This is a genomic window from Chroococcidiopsis sp. [FACHB-1243] (assembly GCF_014696895.1).
Classification (GTDB): domain Bacteria; phylum Cyanobacteriota; class Cyanobacteriia; order Cyanobacteriales; family Chroococcidiopsidaceae; genus Chroococcidiopsis.
The window spans coordinates 35,494-56,327 of sequence record NZ_JACJQX010000014.1 but is presented as its reverse complement, the minus strand read 5'-3'; the positions used below and the strand labels follow the sequence as shown (position 1 = coordinate 56,327).

Here is a 20,834-nt window from a genome sequence, read left to right as displayed (position 1 = left end):
GCATGACTACAATAATCGACGGCGGAAGGCTGCTGCTTGCAGAGGATCGTGAATCGCGGTCGCTAATATTTCAATTAATTCCGATCGCGAAATTTGTGGTTGCGATTTAATTGTATTTTGGATTAAGAAAGTCGCAATGGGACCGATCGCGGCAGATAAAACTTGTTCGCATTGATGAATAAAATTTTCTGACAAAGTTTCGTGTTGCCAACTTGTAGCACAAGATGACGATCGCGTTTGCGGTTGCGCTCCTGGGATTTGTTGTAATAAGGAGATCGATTGTTGACGCAATTGATTTTGTTGCTGCGGTGATAATATTGGCAGCAAATTTTCTACCCAGTTATGCGGTTGAGAATTTGGAGTTGCAACCTGAGATAGTAAGGTAGGAGCAATTGGTCCTACCAGTTCCCGCAAAATTTTTTCTAACTGAGCGTATTGCTGTGAAAAATATTCTTTCGCCGATAATGGTGTTGCTGGTGCGGGTGCTGGAGGAGGACTGGTGGCTGCTGCTGGTGGCTGTACTTTGGGCGTAGAGTGGCTGAGAGCAGGCTTTTCAATCTGTAGCGGTTTTGGTGGCGATGGGACGAATTTTGTTGCTGTCAACGTCGTTGGAGGGAAAATTTCTATGTCGCCGACGGTTTCTGACAGCCACAGGTGCAATGGCATTCCCATTCGTTCTAACTTTTGCTGTAATTCATCCATCCATGCTGTTACTGACAAAGGTGAGGATGGTTCCTTTGCTGCCAATGTTTCTAGCAAAGCATGAGTAAATTGCTCTGGTGCGCGATCGCAGGGTGCAGCAGCGATAATACACTGTTTTCCACCACTGAGCTGTAATTCTTCGATCCACTCTTGCAGTATTGCAGGTGAAGCCTCACCCAGAAAATCGAGAAGAATAATTTGTCGTGCTGTCGCACTACGGCGTAACTCTTGCTGCAACCAAGAACGACTTAGCCGCAGGCTGTCACCCATAACTAGCCAAGCTTCCCCATCCGCGATCGCCTCCATTCTACCGCGCAAGTATAACAAAACTGTTTCTGGTTCTTGGGAGGAAACGGGCGATCGCAAACAGCCTTGAATGGCATATCTGGCATCCGTCCATGCTTTACCTGACTGGGGAAAATATTCTAGGGCAAAATTTCCAGCTGTTTGTAAAGCTCGACTGAAAGCATAAACGGCATTACTATCGGCAAAACCATCGCATACTAAGGCACGGCGGCTGTGTTTGACTGGTTGTGGAATGCGTTCGTCTACCTTTAACCCTAAAACGAGTTCTCCTACCCCTTCTACAATTCGCTTCGGGGTTTGTAAAGGGTATTCTGGGTGTAAATCTAGTTCTCCTCGGCTGCGCTTTTGCTGATTCATCAGCCGCAGTTGGTGATTCAACCGATCTATATATTGGATAGTTTGGTGATAAACGTATTTATACAGCCCATCCGCATCAATCACACCTTGAGTGTCGGCGGCTTCCCCCCTTAATCCTTGCATCAGGTAGTAAGTAAATAACCCATGCTTCAGTTCGGGAAATTCCCAAGACCTTTGCTTGCGATCGCAGGACAATAAGGCATAAAAGCCCCGACTTTGAGTTGCTCGTTGCCTCAATACCTCCATCAATTGCTGTGCTGGGTTCAGTTCTGGTTGTTCTATCGTCACTTCACCTTTTGCTCCCCGCAAAGTGAGATCCCCACTATGACAAGCATCGAGCCATAGCATTTGGCGATGAACTTGACTCTTTTGCAATAGCTCTAATACATCTGGCAACTTCAAACCTGTTTGCAGTAGGTTATCTTTCGATGTATCTGCCAAACATAAAACGACTTGCCCCGTTTCCCGATCCATAACTCCATGACCGGAAAAGTAAAGCAAAATTGTATCTTGAGGTTGAGCCGCTGCGACAATTTGTTCTAAACTCTGCCGCACTGCCTCTAGTGTGGGTGGATGAGTAGCAAAATCGTGATGCGCGATCGGTTCCTTGCGCGGAAATCCTTGAGTTGCTTCTGCCAGCGCTTCTGTCAAACCTTGGCAATCAGCAGCAGAATAACTCAGCGACGGTAGCCGAGCGTCTTGATATTGATTCACTCCCACCAGCAAACTCCACAGCTTGGCTTCCCCTGTTTCCAAGGCATGAGTAGAGCGGCTAGTACTGACACTTAATGGACACATTTTCGGAGCTAAGCTAAGGGGTAGGGACTGGAAACTGAGGGAAGAAGTATTCACAAGTCTTCCCACTGACCAAATAATTGATAACTTAATACTTGGTATAGCTACATCTAAAATGATTCCTTTCTCGGAAATTATTAAGTCATATTAAGGAATCGAAAATATATCAAATCAGGTTAAGTTAACGCGATCGCGCATAGCTTGCCTCCTATTTTATCTATCAGCTCTAATGCAAATCTTTATGCTGATGCTCAATGCTCCGATCGCTAATTTTTCTGTAGATGCCATCTTGTAGGAAGCGAGCTAGATTCGGAGCCATCTAATTCTATGATAGGGCGATCGCGCTTTTTTTGCAGTCCTCCACTTACGAATACCCGACTTACAACTTACGACTTAGTTTGACTCTTGGTAAAATTAAGTGCGGAGACGGTAAGTAAAGGGATCGTGGATGCCTACACTAGGAGTAAATATCGATCATATTGCGACGATTCGACAAGCTCGACGCACGGTAGAGCCAGACCCGGTGGCAGCAGCGGTGCTAGCAGAATTAGCCGGAGCTGACGGGATTACAGTCCACCTACGCGAAGATCGGCGACACATTCAAGAAAGAGATGTGAGAATATTGCGGCAGACAGTCCGCACGCACCTGAATTTGGAAATGGCAGCGACAGCAGAAATGGTAGCGATCGCTCTAGATGTAAAGCCAGATTACGTTACCCTAGTCCCCGAACGACGAGAAGAGGTGACAACTGAAGGGGGATTAGATATGGCAGGACAACTGAATCGCATGAGCGAGGTAGTAGACAAGCTACAAACGGCAAATATTCCCGTAAGTTTGTTTATTGATGCCGAGGAAGCACAAATTCAAGCTTCTGTCAAGACTAAAGCCAAATTTATCGAACTGCATACGGGACGCTATGCTGAAGCACAATCGGCAGCCAGCCGCCAAGCAGAATTGACAGTGTTAGCCAAAGGCTGCGAACAAGCGATCGCCTCTGGATTGCGAGTTAACGCCGGACACGGTTTAACCTATTGGAATGTCTACCCAATTGCCTGCATTCCTGGGATGGAAGAACTCAACATCGGTCATACAATTATTAGTCGAGCGGCTTTAGTTGGTATGGAACGAGCCGTGCGCGAGATGAAACAGGCTATTAGGGGAGCAGGGAGCAGGGACGAGCTGGGAGCAGGGGAAGAAAGGTGAGGGAGCAGCGATCGAGTCGCAAGTCGCTCTTTCGCAGTCGCAATTGAAGCACGCACAACTACCAATTACCAATTACCAATTACCATCAAAACAATGAAAACATACCACTACGTTTTAGCCAGTCAACATTTTTTAATTGAAGAAGAACCTTTAGAAGAAGTGTTGAAAGAACGCACTCGCGACTACTTAGAAAAACAAAAAGAAATTGATTTTTGGTTGGTGAAACAACCTGCCTTTTTAGAAGCACCAGAAATGCAGGAAATTAAAACCAAATGTCCGCAGCCAGCAGCCGCAATTATTTCTACTAATTCTCAGTTTATTACTTGGCTGAAACTACGATTAGAGTTTGTCATCACCGGGCAATTTCAAGCCCCCTCTGATACTATTCCCGATCCTCTAGCTTCATTGACAACGGTGTAATCAGTTATCAGTTATCAGTTGTCGGTGTACAGACGTTACATGTAACGTCTGTACAAAGTTGTCAGTTGTCGATTGTCAGTCAGTTAGGTAGATAGCGATAACTCTCTAACAACTGGTCACTGGTCACTGATAACTGATTAGCCTCCCGCCGCTAGTACTGGGTAGGTAGGTGTGAATAACAAAGTATTGACAAACCAAGCAATACATATGCCCAACATAGAACCAACAATGACTTGGAAAGGCGTATGTCCCAATAATTCTTTTAAGCGGTCTTCATTCAGTTCAGGGTGTTCGCTGAATAACTCGTCCATCATTTGATTGAGAATGCGGGCTTGTTTGCCTGCGGCTTGACGCACGCCAGCAGCGTCGTACATAACAATGATGGCAAAAATAGTCGCGATCGCAAATTCTGGACTATCCCAACCTGCTGTTTGACCGACACCCGTAGCTAAGGCTGTGACCAATGCAGAATGGGCGCTAGGCATACCACCAGTAGTCAACAAAACGCGAAAATCCAATTTGTGATTTTTAAGTAATTCGACTGCCAGTTTTGCTGCTTGAGCAATTAGACAAGCTATGACAGCAACTAGCAGTACGCTGTTATTGAGAATATCGCCAATGTCCTGCATGAGGTTTGATTGAAAGGATGAGGGATGAAGGTTAATAGTTGATAGTTGTTGGTTAACAGTAAACGCTGTGCTACACTCCGTGAAGACAGTGCCTCCTTCTCTGCTCCCGACTCCCGACTCCCCTAATTCTTGCGGTTGGTGATGAAGTCGGCTAGAGCAATGAGTGGTTGTGCCTTCTTGCCAAATGGAGTTAGTTCTTCCTTTGCCGTAGCAATTAATGCTTGTGCTTGGCGGCGGGATTCTTCTATACCCCATAGGCTAGGATATGTAACTTTTTGCGCTTGTAAATCTTTGCCAGCCGTTTTGCCTAATTCCTCTGCTGTCGCCGTAACATCTAAAATATCGTCGATGATTTGAAAGGCAAGTCCGATATTTTGAGCATAGCGTGACAGCCGTTGCAAATCCGATTCTTCTAACCCCGCCAAAACACCTCCACTGACAACACAACCTTCTAGTAGTGCAGCGGTTTTATGCATATGAATGAAGTGTAAAGTGTCTGCGGTCACGTCTGACTTACCCTCCGATTCCAAATCTACCACTTGACCCCCAACTAACCCCGCCGCGCCAACAGCATGACCCAACTGAGCGATCGCTCGTAGTACGCGCTCTGGTGGTACATTTTTAGTCTGGGTAGCAATATACTCGAAGGCATAAGCCAACAGGCCATCTCCAGCCAGAATCGCAATATCATCACCATAAACCTTGTGATTTGTTAGTCGTCCGCGTCGGTAATCGTCGTTATCCATAGCTGGCAAGTCATCATGAATCAATGACATCGTATGGATCATTTCTAAGGCACAAGCCGTAGGCATTGCCATTTTTACTGTGCCTCCTGCCATTTCGCAAGTAGCCAAGCAGAGAATCGGACGTAACCGCTTTCCTCCTGCTAAAAGCGAATAGCGCATTGCCTCGTAGATTTTTTCTGGATAAGTGACGGTAATCGAACTCTCCAGCGCCGCTTCAACTTCTACTTGGCGTTGTCTCAAGTAAGCTGAGAGGTCAAACGGGGCTTCATTATGAGGCATCTGAAGGTTATCCGCTGCTACCATGCCTTGTTTCCTTTAGGTGCTGTCGTCTCCGTAACAATTTTACGAGAAATTGGCAGTTGTCACTCGATCGTTATCAGTTATCAGTAGGAGTCAGGAGTCAGGAGTCAGAAGAAAAGAAAGTCGTTTTGACTTTTGATTTTTGACTTTTGACTTTTTTGTTTCCATTACCCATTAGCCTTTTGAGAATAGCTCCAGACTGTATTGTGCAATAGCATGGCGACTGTCATAGGACCAACGCCTCCTGGAACTGGGGTCAGCAATTCGGCAACTTCTTGCACTGACTCAAAATCTACGTCTCCAACCAGGCGGCTGTTACCTTCGTAGTCGATAATGCGGTTGATTCCCACATCTATGACTACAGCGTCAGGTTTGACCATTTGGGCAGTAATCATGTTAGGACGACCGACAGCAGCAATGAGGATATCTGCTGTTTGAGTAATGGCTGCAAGGTTGTGCGATCGCGAGTGGGCGATCGTGACTGTTGCATCAGCTTCTAGTAACATCAAAGCTAGAGGCTTTCCAACCAAAATACTCCGCCCCACGACTACGGCTTGTTTACCCTGCAAAGAAATCTGATATTCCTGTAACATCCGTATTACCCCAGCAGGGGTACAACTGCGTAAACCCGATTCTCCCCGTACCAACTGTCCCATATTCACTGGATGCAATCCATCTGCGTCTTTATTTGGGTCAATTTGATGCAGTAAAGCGACAGAATCTAAATGGCTGGGTAATGGTAGTTGAACGAGAATCCCATCTACTCTTTCATCCTCATTTAAATCTTGAATCGCTCGTGCAACTTCTGCTTGGGTAGCGTCGGCGGGGAAATTCTTTCCAAAAGATGCGATTCCTACTTTATTACAAGCGCGCTCTTTATTACGCACGTAAGCAGCACTAGCAGGATTATCTCCCACCATGAGTACTGCTAGTCCTGGGGTTCTTCCGATTTGCGGTTGTAGCGCCTGAATCTGTGCTGTTAGCTCTGTCTGAATCTTTTGGGCTAAAGCTTTGCCATCTAGTATCTTCGCTGTTTTTGTGTTCATTGCCGTTGAGGGAACTTTTTTAAAATGGTTTTGTCAAAAGGCAGTTATAACTGTTTTTGACTTATATAGTTTAAGCAATCAGTTATCAGTTATCAGTTGTCAGTGAAGAATGGGGTGTAGGGTGTAGGGAAATTCTAGATTTTGGATTTCTCCTCTGCTTCCTTGTCCCCCTTGTCCCCCTTGTCCCCCTTGTCCCCCTTGTCCCCCTTGTTCCTTTTTATGAATTTCTCTCGCATTGCAATTTACTTATTTCTTGTTGTAGGACTGCTTGGTTGTGATAGATTGCCCCAGTATGCAATGAATGGTATTGGCTTGATGGGTACAACTGCTTTTAAGATTGGCGAACTCAAGCCAGAGACAGGTAATGGAACTACCGTTCGCCTCCAAGGTAAAGTCGTACAACAAGTACCTTTGGCTGGTTGGCGGATGTATCAACTGCAAGACTCCACAGGGAAAATTTGGGTGCTGACAAAAAGAACAAATGTGCGGCTGCAAACACCTGTCTCAATTGAAGGTAAGGTATATTTTCAGAGTATCCCGATCGCAGGTCAAGATTTTGGGGAAATCTATGTAGAGGAACAGCAGGTACAGGCTCCCACCCGTTAGGTTAATTATTGCAAAATTATGACTCATCAACCCGTTCGCGTGGCGATCGCTATCCTCTACCGTGACGATAAATTTCTCTTCCAGTTACGCGACGACATCCCTAATATTGTCTATCCCGCACACTGGGGTTTTTTTGGCGGACATCTCGACCTAGGCGAAACGCCACATGAGGCTGTAATTCGAGAATTACAGGAAGAAATTACTTATTTTCCTCCTTCTATATCTGAAGTTGGCTGTTACTCCGATCCTAAAGTAGAGCGCCATGTTTTCCACGCACCACTAACAGTAGATTTAGACCAACTCGTATTAAAGGAAGGTTGGGATATGGCTTTATTAACTCCCGAACAAATTCAACACGGGAGTTGTTATTCACCCAAAGCCGATCGCATTCTACCTTTAGTCCCTGCGGCAAGACAAATTATTTTAGATTTTTTAGAAGTGGGAACGCTCACGAAATAAATGAACCTAGTATAGAGATATGGTAAATTGCATTTCTCCAACAGTTAACTCTTATTTGTAAAAAAGACTCCGACGACAACTAGAACCCCACCCAAGACTAAGCTAATAGTAATCGGTTCCTGCAATAATATAGCGGCAAATGCGATCGCAGATACGGGAACTAAATTAATAAAAATTGAGGCTTTGGCAGCACCAATTGCTGCAACTCCTTCATAATACCAGCTAAAACCAATTGCAGAACCCAAAACCCCCAGATATAAAATTCCCAGCCAAGCAGCAAGAGGAAACTGCATGAAGTCTTGAGTTATTCCCTCAAATAAAGCTGGAATTAACAGCGCGATCGCACCTATTATACAAGCATATGTAGTAGCAGCTAAGGGAGACAAAGATTTCATGACTGATTTACCAATCAGAGTATAAGCTACCCAGCTCAGGACGCAGCCAAAAATACAAAACTCTCCCCAACCGATACTACCTTTAAATAAATTTATGAGTTGACCTTTACTAATAACAACTGCTGCACCTATTAGCGAAGTCGTAATTCCTAGTAGTTTTACACCGTTAAATTTTTCTCTGAAAAATAGAGCAGCACCAAGAGCAATAAAAGTAGGGTTGAGCGCCACAATTAAAGCAGCGCGGCTAGCAGCAACAGTTTTCAAACCGAGAAAGAAGAAGGCATTATAACTAAAAACTCCTGTCAAGCCTAATAAAATAACTGTAAAGATTTGATTTATTTTGAGTTTAGGTAAGCGTCTTTCAATCTTTTGCGTCAAGATTAACAAACAAATTGAAGCAACTGCAAAGCGAAAAAAAGCGGCTGTAAACGGTTCCATAGTTTGCACAACTACTCTACCAGCCACAAACGTGCCACCCCAAATAATTGCAGTTAAAACTAATTTTAAATACGTTATCATCAAATAATCTCCTATCGCAGCTAAGAAAATGCCAATTTTAGTTCATCTCACTTCTCCCAAAAATATTTCTAGAGTGTCTCGTTCTGGAATACTCGGACATAAGACAAGCATTTGCTACGAACTAGAAAAACAACAAAAATACCAACTAATTGCAAAAACTGTATATTGTTTACCAGTTTTACAAAACCACTATTTAACTCATCAATGACTACGAGAACTCTAGTGCAGTGGACAAAAAATTGTTAGTGTTTATTTTCGTCTCGATTCAGAAGAATTAGTTTGGGTAGGTCGTTATAATCAACCCCATATTCAAGTAACTGTAGATCGTGCGATCGCTGTAATTATGAGTGTCTGACTCACTACATAATTATACTAATTATTCAGAATAATGTTGTACTAGAAGAAAAATTTGGGCAATATATGTGCAGAGTATAATTTTTTAGGTACTTATGGCAACTATCGAATCTCAAGATCTTAGTATTGGCAAGCTTTTCAATGATTTCTACGTAATTCCTAGCTACCAACGCGAGTATGTTTGGGAAGAGAAACACGTAACAGAATTTATTGAAGATATTTATACAGAGTTTTCCGAGAGTAACTCTATAGGAGATTCTGAGTATTTTATTGGGAGCATCATTGTCTGTAACCGACACGACGGATTATATGAAGTTATTGACGGACAGCAACGTATCACAACATCTTATCTATTTCTCTGTGCTATCCGAGATTATTTACAAAAGGTTAAACCAGAAGAGTCTATTGAATTATTGAAAAATCAAATTGCATCCACAGATATTGATGAAGAAGGCAATAATGTTTTTCGATATCGCGTTGCTCTTCAATATGATGATAGCTACGGTGTTCTAGAGACAATTGCTAAAAAAGAAACATTAAATATAGAGACTGCAACAACTCGCTCAACACAAAACATAAAAGATGCTTACTTGGTAATTAGTAAGTGGCTAGTAGATCAATTGAACGATTCCTCAGTTCAGAGTATCAAAAGATTTTACGCTTATTTTAATAAGAATGTCATTTTAGTACGTGTCAAAACAGTAAGTGTAGCAGATGCTTTGAGAGTTTTTGCAACTATCAATGGTCGTGGAGTTAATTTAGGGGCTATAGATCTGCTGAAAAACTTAATATTTATGAAAACCAATAAGAAAGATTACGACCGTCTCAAGAAAAAGTGGCAAGAAATGGTCGATATTCTTTTTAAAGCTAAAGAAAATCATATGAGATTTCTTCGTTATTTTATCTTAGCGCGATATGATGATAGAGAATCTTTAAAAGAAAACGGGATTTATAACTGGTTTTTAAATACAAATAACAAAAGATTTTACGAAAATAGACCAATCGAGTTTGTTGAAGAAGTTCTTGAATCTGCAAAAAATTACGTTAAATTTCTAGAAGGTAAAAATGTAGAAGGAAAAAGAAATCGTTATCTAGAAAATATTCGTCAAATTAGTAGTTCTGTGAGAATGCCTTTAATGATACTTTTGGCAGGACAACATTTAGCCACAGACCAGTTTACAGAACTATGTCGTCAGGTTGAGAATATCTTTTTTGCTTACATGATTACTCGCGAACCTACTAGTAGTTTTGAACGGCGCTTTATTCAATGGTGTTCGGAATTACGTCAAGTGACAAGCCAAGAAAAATTAGAAAAATTTATTACCACCTATCTAAAAGTAGAAAAACATAAGATATCTGAGCGATTTGAAATAGCATTTGCTAATTTAGAAGAGTCTTCTGTACCTAAATCGCAGTTGAAATATATTTTAGCTAAACTAACACAGTATATAGATGAATCTGCATGGGGAACAACCGATCCTATTAGCAATATAAAAAATTATATTGATAAAATAGATATCGAACATATTTTACCTCAAAAACCAACTCTGCAAATCATCTCTACTTTCGATGCGCCTGGAGAGATCGATACACATATTAAGCGATTAGGTAATTTAGTATTAGTTGAAAAAACAATTAACTCTTCATTGAGTAACAAGCCATTCGCTGAAAAAAAGAAAGCATACAAACAGTCAAAATTTTTGCTGACAAAATCATTAGTAGAGCAAGTTACTGTTGGAACTAATACAGCAGTCGATCGCGCGGTACAAGATTTAGAAACATTTGATGTATGGACATCTGAATCTATCAAGAAACGCCAAAAAATGCTAACGCTTTTAACTAAAAAGGTATGGGACATACCAGTCTAACAGCGATCGCGCTACAAAATTTTCAAGGAAAGTTAAGAAAAGTAAAGCTAAATGGTTATCAAGCTGTAATTGCCATACCCGCAACCTGTAACTCTCGTCTTAACTACATTTGATATGTCTGAGTAACAAAAATAGCGATCGCCTCTTCACTACTCTGACAGTTACAATAGACAAGTTAACTGACGACGCTGAGTAACAAACAATCGTCTACCTGCGGTAGAGTCGTAAAAGACTGTAGTACGAGCGATTCATGAAAGTTCCTTCCACTCCGACTGCTGCTGAATCTCAAGCACCCATACAACCTTGTACTGACTGTCGGCAGATAGATAAAAGTAAGCTATCGCCAATGTATAAGCATTATGTAGAAGTAAAAGAGAAGCATCCCCATTCTTTATTACTGTATCGGTGTGGAGATTTTTTTGAAACATTCTTTCAGGATGCAGTCATAGTCTCGCAGGAATTGGAACTCGTTCTCACCAGCAAACACGGCGGCGAAATCGGACGGGTGGCGATGACAGGCGTACCGCATCACGCTTGGGAACGATACACGACTCAGTTGATCGAAAAAGGCTATGCTGTCGTTATCTGCGATCAAGTTGAGGATGCAGCGGTTGCACAAGGTTTAGTCAAGCGTGAAGTAACGCGCATCCTAACTCCAGGGACTCTGCTGCAAGATGGAATGCTCAAAGCTAGCCGTAATAATTATCTCGCAGCAGTGGCGATCGCCAAAAATCATTGGGGTTTAGCTTATGCAGATATCTCGACAGGAGAATTCTTAGCGACGCAAAGCAGCAATTTAGAACAATTAACCCAAGAAATACTACGACTGCAACCATCTGAAGTCCTCGTTCCTACCAAAGCACCAGACGTAGGGACATTATTTCGTCCTGGGGAAACATCAGAACACATTCCCGAATGCTTACCACCATCATTTTGTTACTGTTTGCGATCGCAATCTAGTTTTAACACGGGTGAAGCTAGACAAAAGTTAATTCAAAAGTTTAAAGTGCGATCGCTTGAAGGTTTTGGCTGTGAAGATTTACCTCTAGCCGTGAGTGCAGCGGGTGGATTATTAGACTATATCGAAGATACGCAAAAAGAAAGTGACGTTCCCCTACAACAACTACGCACTTATGCAATTACCGACTACTTAATTCTCGATCATCAAACTCGTCGCAACTTAGAAATTACCCAAACCGTCAGAGATGGAACTTTTATCGGTTCACTATTATGGGCTTTAGATAAAACAACTACGGCGATGGGGAGTCGTGCTTTAAAACGATGGTTTTTGCAACCACTATTAGATATTAAAGGCATTCGAGCGCGACAAGATACAATTCAAGAATTAGTAGAAAATAGTTCCTTGCGGCACGACTTGCGGCAGCTTTTACGGCAAATTTATGACTTAGAAAGACTCAGCGGTAGGGCTGGTTCGGGAACGGCAAATGCGAGAGACTTAGTAGCATTAGCAGAGTCAATGTTGCGTTTACCAGAATTAGCAAGATTAGTCACAGAAACGCGATCGCCATATCTCCGTACTTTACAAAAATTCCCCTCAGAATTGGAACAACTAGGGCATAAACTACGCGCGCAGTTAGTTGAATCTCCCCCCATCCACCTCACAGAAGGAAATTTAATTCGTCCTGGGATCGATTCCCAACTCGATGAAAGACGACGATTGTTAGAAGAAGATTTGCAGTGGGTGGCTAATTTTGAAATTGATGAAAAAGCTAGAACGGGAATCCCAACTTTAAAAGTCGGTCACAACGATACCTTCGGATACTATATCAGCATTTCTCGTGCCAAAGCCGACCAAGTTCCCACTAACTACATTCGCAAGCAAACTCTAAAAAACGAAGAACGCTACTACACGCCAGAATTAAAAGAAAGAGAAGCGCGTATCCTTACGGCTGAAAAAGATTTGTACCAGCTAGAGTACGATATTTTTACCGAATTGCGAACAGAAGTAGGGGAACAAGCCGATGCAATTCGTAATGTCTCCCGTGCCATAGCCGCAGCCGATGTATTGTGTGGCTTTGCCGAAGTTGCTGTATATCAAGGTTATTGCCGTCCAGAAATTGTCTCAGGACGAGAAATTAATATCGTAGACGGGCGACATCCAGTTGTCGAAAAATCTATACCTGCGGGATTTTTTGTGCCTAATTCTACTGAAATAGGGAGCAGGGAGCAGGGAGCAGAGAGCAGGGATAAGAGAGCTGAGGGAGCTGAGGGAGACAAGGGGGACAAAGGAGCAACTACCAACTACCAACTACCAATTACCAATTACCAATTACCAGATTTAATCATCCTAACTGGTCCTAACGCCAGTGGTAAAAGCTGCTACTTACGCCAAGTTGGTTTGATTCAATTAATGGCACAAGTAGGGAGTTTTGTGCCTGCTAAATCGGCAAAATTGGGCATATGCGATCGCATTTTTACCCGCGTCGGTGCAGTAGACGACTTAGCGACTGGGCAATCTACTTTTATGGTGGAAATGAATGAGACAGCAAATATCCTCAACCATGCTTCACCAAGATCTTTAGTTTTACTAGACGAAATTGGTAGAGGTACGGCAACGTTTGACGGATTATCGATTGCTTGGGCAGTAGCAGAATATCTAGCTACCGAAATTCGCGCCCGCACAATTTTTGCTACCCACTACCACGAATTGAACGAACTCGCCTCAATTTTATCTAACGTAGCTAACTACCAAGTTACAGTCAAAGAATTGCCCGATCGGATTATCTTCTTACACCAAGTTCAACCAGGCGGAGCAGACAAATCCTACGGTATCGAAGCCGGAAGACTTGCAGGTTTACCCCCAGTTGTCATTCAACGAGCAAAGCAAGTCATGACGCAAATCGAGCAACATAGTAAAATTGCGATCGGTTTACGAGAGAGTAGCGTAATACAGGAGAAAAAGCAGTAATGTAGGGGCGCACAGCTGTGCGCCCTCTTAAAATGGAAGAATATGCATTGTCCGCCGTATTTTTCAGTTGAAGCAAAGCGTTATTGGAATACAATTACCCAAACTGGCTCTATTACGAACTTATTGACGATCTCTTACCTTGGCAACAAGGTCAGAAAATGACTTTCAGACAATTCAATGCCAAATACACTTTACATGACTCTTATTGGGTAGGAATTTTCTACGATGTTGCCTACCAGCAAAGCGTAACACTGGCTATCCAATGGGATGCGGTTTGGCTACCAAAGGAAATGAAACAGAACAATTCGGTAGTCAACGAACCTTATCTATTCATTCGACTTACAAATGTCGAACAAGTCAGCACAGCCCATTACACTGATATTCACGGCATTTGTAGAGCAATAGCAGGCTGTGAATTTGAAGAAGTGGAAGGGAAAATTTTTTTGGCTATTGATGACGTATATGGAGGGCAAATTAATATTCTTTATCGAGGCGAAGAAACTTTTCTGGCTTTGGAAAGAGATCGGAGCATTCTAAAAATTTAACATTGCTTCCTCTTATTTCCCTAGCCCCTACTTCCCCACAATCAAAACTCTCCCCTCATGATCCACTACCCCCGCCGCCCCTACGCCATGCACAATGATGCCGTTACCAATGGTGGCGCTATAGTGTTCGTGATGATGCCCGTGAAATATAGATTTCACGCCCATTGCCATAGCTAAGTCATCCAACGCTCTAAAACCGTAGCGATGCGAAGATGGGGCTTCGTGTGTCACTAAAATATCAGCCCGTTGAGCGCGTAAAGCTTGATATTGTTGCCAAAATATGCTTACGTGATGTTTGCGGGGAATATCGTCGCGCCAGCGTTCGCCGCGACTGCAAGTCGATAGTAAATCTTGTTGAGTTGGAAATTTAGGTACGGCTGGAGGCATCCAAATTTTGCCTCGAAACACTCCTCCCAACCCAGCAACGCGCCTCCCGGCAATTTCTACAACTCGTCCGTGAAGATTGCGATCGCCCAACTTAGAATTAAACAAATTATCATACCACTCGTCGCGATCGGCATCGTGATTGCCAGGAATAAACCAGATCTCAGTTTTTGCCGCGATCGCCTCTAGTTCTTCGCAAAGCGATCGCTCCAAGTCAAAATCCCCCAGCAAAATTGCTGCTGCGGGAGAGTAAGTTTCAACTGCCTGAATAATCGGTCGAAAATCCCCGTGTGGATCGCCACTAAACAACAGCATGACTTGATGGGGGTTAGGGATGATTGATTCGCCACTCGGAAAAATTTACATTTCTCCATCTTCATAGCTGCCAAGGATTACACTTTATTGCAAAGTGCAAAAGATGGCAAACATATAATGATAATTTCTATTCTGGATATACAGCTTGCCAGCTGAAATAAGGAGAACACAGTTAGCTATGCAATCAGAGGGACTCACAAGCGATTGGGTACGGGAAGATCTAAGCGAGTACGTTGCCCATCTCCAACTGCATATGGCGCTACAAGCTCGCAATCTCGTGCCTTCTTTAACCCAAACAGTGGTTGATAGTCGCGAACAATTACTCCAGCAAACTCAAGCAACTATTGAAAAATTAGCTTCTCGCCAAATTCTCTGACTAAACTCTTAAATCGGAGAATTTCTCGCGCAAAACACAGTTCTAAAATCTGCAATTCATCAACACATAAAGTTAACAATCGGTAATTGAAATACTCAACCGAGCATTTCAATTACCGATTGTAGTTTGGCACTGAAGACACTTCATACCCCAACATCGGATAAGAACGGTGCTTAAACAATAGTGAAATTTTTTGAGATATTCGGTGAGTCCACGCTGAACTAAAGCGCAAATTTCCTGCTATGCTCGACGGCGATCGCAAGAAAACCGTTAAGATAATGGCAGCACTTCCATTTTTGTTACTCAAGGCTACCTAGTAGCACACCCAACCATGCCTTCAGTGCTTCCCCAAGACTCTAACGTTGTCATTCGTCCCTTCCAATACCGAGATTTGGAAGCAATAGAGCGGCTTTACCAAGAGTCGGTTGAAACAGATAATCCAGATGCTGTCGCCGAGCTGCAAAAGCAATTGCACTGGCTGCACAGTTGGTATTGGTTGCTGAAGTTCTTTCGCCTATTTCCTAATCCCCTTCAATACCGATTCTGCCTTCATGTCGCGGAGCAACATCGCCAAGTTCAAGGCATGATTCAAGTCTGTCCCTTCAACCGCACTCGCAGTACGTGGAGAGTAGAGCGAGTCGCCGTCACTCCCCAAGTCCGCGCTCAAGGAATAGGCTCTCAACTGCTACGCCACTGTTTCGAGTCAATTCGAGAAGCTCGAACATGGCTGTTAGAAGTCAATGTCAATGACAAGGAAGCACTAGCACTCTATCGCCAAAATGGGTTTCAAACTCTGGCGCAACTCACCTATTGGGAGATTGCTCCCGCTCTGTTACAAGAACTGGCGTTAGGCGAACCAGATTTACCTAACTTATTACCTATCGGTAATGCCGATGCCCAACTACTCTATCAACTCGATACAGCCTCCATGCCTCCTTTGGTGCGGCAAGTCTTCGATCGCAACGCCGACGACTTCAAAACAAGTTTGTTCGGTGGGTTAATCGAAGGCATTAAACAATGGTTAAGCAAAACGGAAGTTGTCAGCGGCTATGTATTTGAACCGCAGCGCAAAGCTGCGATCGGCTATTTTCAAGTTCATTTGTGCCGTCGCGGTTGCCAGCCGCACGAGGCAACGCTGACCGTTCATCCCGCCTATACTTGGCTTTATCCCGAACTGCTAACTCAACTAGCCCGCATCGCTCAAGATTTTCCTCCCCAAGCCTTGCGTCTGGCTTCAGCAGATTACCAACCAGAACGAGAAGAGTATTTACAGCAAATTGGTGCAGATCGCATCGAACACACGCTGATGATGTCTCGTTCCGTCTGGCACAAGCTACGGGAATCAAAACTCGTTTCTTTGGAAGGGATGCAATGGCACGAAGTGCTGCAAGGACTGCAACCAGCCCGTAAACCCGTCCCTGGAGGGATGTCATGGGCAGGACAAGGCAAGCCAGCACCAGAAACCATCCAGCCTAGCAAGCCACCATCAAAGACGGGACAGCAAAATTCACCCACAGAACAAATTAAATACGCCAGCCAGCGGGCTGACGAGATCGTCCAACCAACTGAATCCACTTCACCCAAAACAGAACGAGAGCGTGACTGAACAAATGCGATCGCCGTCCACCGATGTGGTTAAAACGCCTAAAGCGTTTATTTCCGCTTTGGGTCTAGATCTCGGTCGCAAGCGGATTGGAGTAGCTGGTTGCGACGGTACGGGTCTGATTGCGACAGGTCTGATGACGATCGAGCGTAAATCTTTTGCTGAGGACTTAGCCCAATTACAGTCCCTCGTCCAATTGCGCCGCGTACAAACAATAGTAGCTGGACTACCGTACTCTATGGACGGTAGTTTGGGTTTTCAAGCTCGACAAGTCCAAAAAGTGGCGAAAAGAATCGCCAAAGCGCTCGACCTCCCCTTAGTATTTGTAGACGAGCGACTGACATCTTTTCAAGCAGAACAATTCATGCACGCCGAAAACATCTCCCCCTCGCGACACAAAGCTCTGATCGATCGCAAAGCAGCTGCCATAATTCTGCAACAATGGTTAGATACAAGAAGAAGTGAGCAGGGAGCGCACGAGCAGTGACCAGTGAACAGTGACCAGGAACAGTTGACACACGCCACGCCTGAGCGTACCACGCACCACTTTCTTGCCAACAACCAACAATTAGCAACTGATGACTCTTCCCATGTCCTCAGCTTTAAGCTAATCTAAAGTTTTCCGTCAGCTATTATGGCTATGTTTTCATCGGCATTTGAAGAAAATAACGAATATTCCAATTCGAGTTCCGTCACGCTCAAAGACGAAGCAGGGCGAAGCTTAGAATGTTACGTAGAGCGATCGCTGTTGGTCGAAGACAAAGAATATCTCTTACTCCTACCCGCAGATGCAGCAGTAGAAATTTTTGCTTGGCAAAGTCATGATAGCGACGAGGAAGAAGCAGTTCCCGTAGAAGATGACGAAACCATCAATAGTATTTTTCCTACTGCTGAAGCCGTTCTCGCCGAGCAAAATCTAGTCCTCAAGCGGACAGCCTATGCTTTAACCGTAGCAGGGGAATTACCTCCAGTGGAAGAATCAGAATTGTTTACGCTGGAAATTGAAGATGACACCAGCGATATAGAACCAGAGCAACTGCAACTGCTAGCTAGTTTCTACCACGAAGACCAAGAGTACTCAGTTTATACACCCCTCGACCCCTTGTTATTCTTTGCGCGATTGAATAGCTCCGGCAATCCAGAGCTACTGTCTCCAGAAGAGTTTCAAAAGTTACAACCGCTACTAGCAGAGCAGCTGATTGACGAAATGGAAGAATAGCGTAAACTACTGCCTTTAGATAGTAGTTGTCGATACCTATGGGCATATAGTGGTGCAAAAACTATTTAAGTGGCGCATAATTTGGGCTTTAATCCCCTTGACGGTAGGAATAGGCGCTTGGTCGAGCTGGGATTGGTGGCAGCGCTCCAGCGCCCCGTCTCAACCTTTAGAGACAGCAAATGCTCCGCAAGTGCAGTTTCGCGTTCCTCCAGGCACAGCTAGCCAGCAAATTGGCAAGCAGCTAGAGGCAGAAGGACTAATTCGCTCTAGTCAATCATGGAATTTATGGGCGAGGTGGCTGCACTGGCGAAATCCCAATGGGGGATTTCAAGCAGGGACTTATCAAATCTCTCCCAGTCAGTCTTTAGAAGAAGTGGCAAATAAGATCTGGCACGGTCAGGTAGTGCAGCAGGGCTTCACGATTCCTGAAGGCTGGTCTTTGCGGCAAATGGCGGCTTATTTTGAACAACAGGGATATTTCCCTGCTAGCGAGTTTCTCAATGCCGCCAGTCAAATTAAGCGCGATCGCTTTTCCTGGCTACCTGCTGATATTCCCCATCTCGAAGGTTATTTATACCCCGACACATACAAGATTGGTAGTGGTTCCGTTACGCCAACTCAGGTGGTGAACCAAATGCTGCAACGCTTCGAGCAAGTCGCTTTACCTTTATACGAACAAGGCAAAGATCGGACTGATTTCGACCTGAAGCAGTGGGTAACATTAGCTAGTATTGTCGAAAAAGAAGCTGTTATCCCTCAAGAGCGATCGCGAATTGCAGGCGTATTTGTCAAGCGATTGCAAAAAGGTTATACACTAGGCTCCGATCCTACGGTAGAGTATGCCCTCAACCTGCGCCAAACAGCAGACCAGCCCCTTACTTACGCTCAAGTTAATACCCCTTCGCCATACAATACCTATCGCAATCCAGGACTACCACCTACACCCATCGCTAGCCCTGGCATAGCCAGTCTCAAAGCTGCACTCGATCCCGAATCAACGCCCTATCTCTACTTTGTTGCCCGTTACGACGGCTCTCATGTTTTCAGCCGCACTCTAGCGGAACATAACGCCGCTCAAGCCGCCATCCGCAGGCAGCGGCAAAAAGGCTAGACAGTTATCAGTTATCAGTTGTCAGCGAGGTAGTGCGTGGTGTGGGCTGTGGGTTGTGGGGTGTAGGGAAATTCTGGATTTTGGATTTCTCCTCTGCTCCCCTGCTTCCTTGTCTCCCTTGTCTCCCTTGTCTCCCTTGTCTCCCTTGTCTCCCGTGTCCCCCTTGTCCCCTCACTCCTCACTCCTTACTCCTCACCCCCTACATAAAGGTCACATCCCCGTGTAAAATTCTGTAATGGGAGCGAGGTTGAATCATCATTCAATGAGCTAAATCCCAAGAGTGAAAAAGTGTTTGAAATGAGTGGGGATCTCACCTGACGAAAAACGCATTATAAGCAATTGTTCGCATTTGTTGCCCGCACAAACAAATGCACTCTTGGTAATGAAAGCTAATATTCGCTTGATTGTCACTTGTCTTCACTAGCATTTTTATTGGTTAGATACAGACTTAAAAATTGAGGTTGATCGATGAAGTATCGCGCGCTAATTGTTGCCTTCCTAGCTTTGTGTCTAGGATTTCTTACTGCCTGTAGCGAACCCTCACAAGTAGCAAGCAGAGAACTACTCACATACGAGCAAATTAGAGGCACTGGTCTAGCTAATAAGTGTCCTCAACTGTCAGAAACATCTCGCGGATCGATCGCGATCGATCCGAATCAATCCTACAGAATGGTAGAACTGTGCTTAGAGCCGACATCATTCTTTATCAAAGAAGAACCAGTTAATAAGCGTCAAGAAGCAGAATATATTACTGGAAAACTGTTGACTCGCTACACCTCGACCATCGACCAGGTACAGGGCGATCTTAAAGTCAATCCTGACAAAAGCTTAACTTTCGTTGAAAAAGATGGTCTTGATTTCCAAGCGATCACCGTACAATTACCAGGTGGTGAAAGAGTACCTTTCTTATTCACAATCAAAAACTTGGTGGCACAAACTCAGCCCGGTTTGACCAGTATTAACACTTCCACTGACTTTGAAGGTAAATTTAACGTCCCCTCTTACCGTACTGCTAACTTCCTCGACCCTAAAGGACGGGGTGTAACCACAGGGTATGACAATGCGGTAGCTCTACCTGCATCAGCAGACAAGCAAGGGTATGCCAATGTCAAGAGTGCAGGGATTGAAAACGGGTCAATTTCTCTCCAAGTTGCTAAAGTTGATAACGCCACAGGAGAGGTAGCTGGTACTTTCGAGAGCATCCAACCTTCTGATACGGATATGGGTGCGAAGGAAGCTTTAGATGTAAAGGTTCGCGGTCTATTCTACGCTCGGATCGAACCACAAGCGTAAATTGTTAGACAATTGAATCGGATGCAAGACCTGTAGGGGCGTACTGCTATTGTGCGCCCCTATAAGCGTATTGTATCGAGGAGAAGCGCTATGAAAAGCACAAGCAGGTACGTTATCAGTTACTGAACTTATCGGTAACTTAGAAGTGTCGATAAAAACTGCATGTTAAAAACTGGTTAAAAACTGTATGGGGGCATTCAGCCCCTTTTTTTGCATATATTGCTAGCTACTTTATGTAGTTTTTTTTAGGAGGTTATCAGTAGAGCAAAAGTTACGTTAAACAAAGATCAGTGGAATTTCGGTAGCTGCGATTATGCAAAAGTTAATACCCTGGATTGTTGTCAACCCATTAT

Annotated in this window: 22 protein-coding genes; 15 read left to right on the top strand and 7 right to left on the bottom strand. The window is 44.0% G+C overall.

The window, feature by feature from the left end; all coding sequences use genetic code 11:
* Positions 1 to 6: 6 nt before the first annotated feature.
* Positions 7 to 2,163: a caspase domain-containing protein gene (locus H6G17_RS12445; RefSeq protein ID WP_192157516.1), complete on the bottom strand. Its 2,157-nt coding sequence runs from the start codon at positions 2,161 to 2,163 to the stop codon at positions 7 to 9.
* A 445-nt stretch (positions 2,164 to 2,608) separates the two neighbouring features.
* On the opposite strand from H6G17_RS12445, the gene H6G17_RS12440 reads away from it, so the two are divergent.
* Positions 2,609 to 3,364 (top strand): pyridoxine 5'-phosphate synthase, encoded by a 756-nt coding sequence (locus H6G17_RS12440; RefSeq protein WP_192157514.1) that lies wholly within the window; start codon positions 2,609 to 2,611, stop codon positions 3,362 to 3,364.
* Between the two features lie 93 nt (positions 3,365 to 3,457).
* Entirely contained in the window at positions 3,458 to 3,784 is a 327-nt protein-coding gene (locus H6G17_RS12435) for an MgPME-cyclase complex family protein (protein WP_192157512.1), read from the top strand.
* Between the two features lie 137 nt (positions 3,785 to 3,921).
* Here H6G17_RS12435 and H6G17_RS12430 read toward each other — a convergent pair whose 3' ends face one another.
* The 3 genes from H6G17_RS12430 to folD form a co-directional block, all read right to left on the bottom strand.
* Positions 3,922 to 4,413 (bottom strand): divergent PAP2 family protein, encoded by a 492-nt coding sequence (locus H6G17_RS12430; RefSeq protein WP_192157506.1) that lies wholly within the window; start codon positions 4,411 to 4,413, stop codon positions 3,922 to 3,924.
* 122 nt (positions 4,414 to 4,535) lie between these two features.
* Positions 4,536 to 5,462: a geranylgeranyl diphosphate synthase CrtE gene (crtE, locus tag H6G17_RS12425; protein WP_192157505.1), complete on the bottom strand. Its 927-nt coding sequence runs from the start codon at positions 5,460 to 5,462 to the stop codon at positions 4,536 to 4,538.
* A 164-nt stretch (positions 5,463 to 5,626) separates the two neighbouring features.
* Entirely contained in the window at positions 5,627 to 6,505 is an 879-nt protein-coding gene (folD, locus tag H6G17_RS12420) for a bifunctional methylenetetrahydrofolate dehydrogenase/methenyltetrahydrofolate cyclohydrolase FolD (RefSeq protein ID WP_192157503.1), read from the bottom strand.
* 219 nt (positions 6,506 to 6,724) lie between these two features.
* On the opposite strand from folD, the gene H6G17_RS12415 reads away from it, so the two are divergent.
* Both H6G17_RS12415 and H6G17_RS12410 read left to right on the top strand, forming a co-directional pair.
* Complete coding sequence (locus H6G17_RS12415; protein ID WP_192157501.1) at positions 6,725 to 7,111, top strand: hypothetical protein; 387 nt, start codon at positions 6,725 to 6,727, stop codon at positions 7,109 to 7,111.
* 18 nt (positions 7,112 to 7,129) lie between these two features.
* A complete protein-coding gene (locus tag H6G17_RS12410) occupies positions 7,130 to 7,570 on the top strand; it encodes an NUDIX hydrolase (RefSeq protein ID WP_192157499.1) in 441 nt (146 codons plus the stop codon).
* Between the two features lie 44 nt (positions 7,571 to 7,614).
* Here H6G17_RS12410 and H6G17_RS12405 read toward each other — a convergent pair whose 3' ends face one another.
* Complete coding sequence (locus tag H6G17_RS12405; protein ID WP_192157497.1) at positions 7,615 to 8,484, bottom strand: DMT family transporter; 870 nt, start codon at positions 8,482 to 8,484, stop codon at positions 7,615 to 7,617.
* Positions 8,485 to 8,512: 28 nt separating this feature from the next.
* Between H6G17_RS12405 and H6G17_RS12400 the strand changes: the two genes are divergently transcribed.
* From H6G17_RS12400 to H6G17_RS12385, 4 genes are all read left to right on the top strand, one after another.
* Positions 8,513 to 8,692, top strand: coding sequence for a hypothetical protein (locus H6G17_RS12400; RefSeq protein ID WP_192157495.1), 180 nt, complete (start codon positions 8,513 to 8,515; stop codon positions 8,690 to 8,692).
* 241 nt (positions 8,693 to 8,933) lie between these two features.
* Positions 8,934 to 10,706 (top strand): DUF262 domain-containing protein, encoded by a 1,773-nt coding sequence (locus tag H6G17_RS12395; protein WP_192157492.1) that lies wholly within the window; start codon positions 8,934 to 8,936, stop codon positions 10,704 to 10,706.
* 250 nt (positions 10,707 to 10,956) lie between these two features.
* On the top strand, positions 10,957 to 13,635 hold the full coding sequence (gene mutS, locus H6G17_RS12390; protein WP_192157490.1) for a DNA mismatch repair protein MutS: 2,679 nt from the start codon (positions 10,957 to 10,959) through the stop codon (positions 13,633 to 13,635).
* An 83-nt stretch (positions 13,636 to 13,718) separates the two neighbouring features.
* A complete protein-coding gene (locus H6G17_RS12385) occupies positions 13,719 to 14,180 on the top strand; it encodes a hypothetical protein (protein ID WP_192157488.1) in 462 nt (153 codons plus the stop codon).
* Between the two features lie 27 nt (positions 14,181 to 14,207).
* Here the strand turns inward: H6G17_RS12385 and H6G17_RS12380 are convergent, their stop codons facing one another.
* On the bottom strand, positions 14,208 to 14,879 hold the full coding sequence (locus H6G17_RS12380; protein ID WP_192157486.1) for a metallophosphoesterase: 672 nt from the start codon (positions 14,877 to 14,879) through the stop codon (positions 14,208 to 14,210).
* 178 nt (positions 14,880 to 15,057) lie between these two features.
* Here H6G17_RS12380 and H6G17_RS12375 point away from each other — a divergent pair, with 178 nt between their 5' ends.
* From H6G17_RS12375 to mltG, 6 genes are all read left to right on the top strand, one after another.
* Entirely contained in the window at positions 15,058 to 15,255 is a 198-nt protein-coding gene (locus tag H6G17_RS12375) for a hypothetical protein (RefSeq protein ID WP_015153471.1), read from the top strand.
* 331 nt (positions 15,256 to 15,586) lie between these two features.
* Positions 15,587 to 16,861, top strand: coding sequence for a GNAT family N-acetyltransferase (locus tag H6G17_RS12370; protein ID WP_015153472.1), 1,275 nt, complete (start codon positions 15,587 to 15,589; stop codon positions 16,859 to 16,861).
* 4 nt (positions 16,862 to 16,865) lie between these two features.
* Positions 16,866 to 17,345, top strand: a complete 480-nt coding sequence (gene ruvX, locus H6G17_RS12365; RefSeq protein ID WP_192157644.1) for a Holliday junction resolvase RuvX — start codon at positions 16,866 to 16,868, stop codon at positions 17,343 to 17,345.
* 3 nt (positions 17,346 to 17,348) lie between these two features.
* Entirely contained in the window at positions 17,349 to 17,474 is a 126-nt protein-coding gene (locus H6G17_RS34065) for a hypothetical protein (protein ID WP_277875986.1), read from the top strand.
* Positions 17,475 to 17,498: 24 nt separating this feature from the next.
* Positions 17,499 to 18,077, top strand: coding sequence for a DUF3727 domain-containing protein (locus tag H6G17_RS12360; protein WP_039715744.1), 579 nt, complete (start codon positions 17,499 to 17,501; stop codon positions 18,075 to 18,077).
* A gap of 52 nt (positions 18,078 to 18,129) precedes the next feature.
* The gene (gene mltG, locus H6G17_RS12355) at positions 18,130 to 19,188 is read left to right on the top strand and encodes an endolytic transglycosylase MltG (protein ID WP_192157484.1); all 1,059 of its coding nucleotides are present in this window, start codon (positions 18,130 to 18,132) and stop codon (positions 19,186 to 19,188) included.
* A 7-nt stretch (positions 19,189 to 19,195) separates the two neighbouring features.
* Here mltG and H6G17_RS12350 read toward each other — a convergent pair whose 3' ends face one another.
* Positions 19,196 to 19,363, bottom strand: a complete 168-nt coding sequence (locus tag H6G17_RS12350; RefSeq protein ID WP_192157482.1) for a hypothetical protein — start codon at positions 19,361 to 19,363, stop codon at positions 19,196 to 19,198.
* Between the two features lie 293 nt (positions 19,364 to 19,656).
* On the opposite strand from H6G17_RS12350, the gene H6G17_RS12345 reads away from it, so the two are divergent.
* A complete protein-coding gene (locus H6G17_RS12345; RefSeq protein ID WP_192157480.1) occupies positions 19,657 to 20,481 on the top strand; it encodes a photosystem II manganese-stabilizing polypeptide in 825 nt (274 codons plus the stop codon).
* The last annotated feature ends 353 nt before the right edge of the window (positions 20,482 to 20,834 follow it).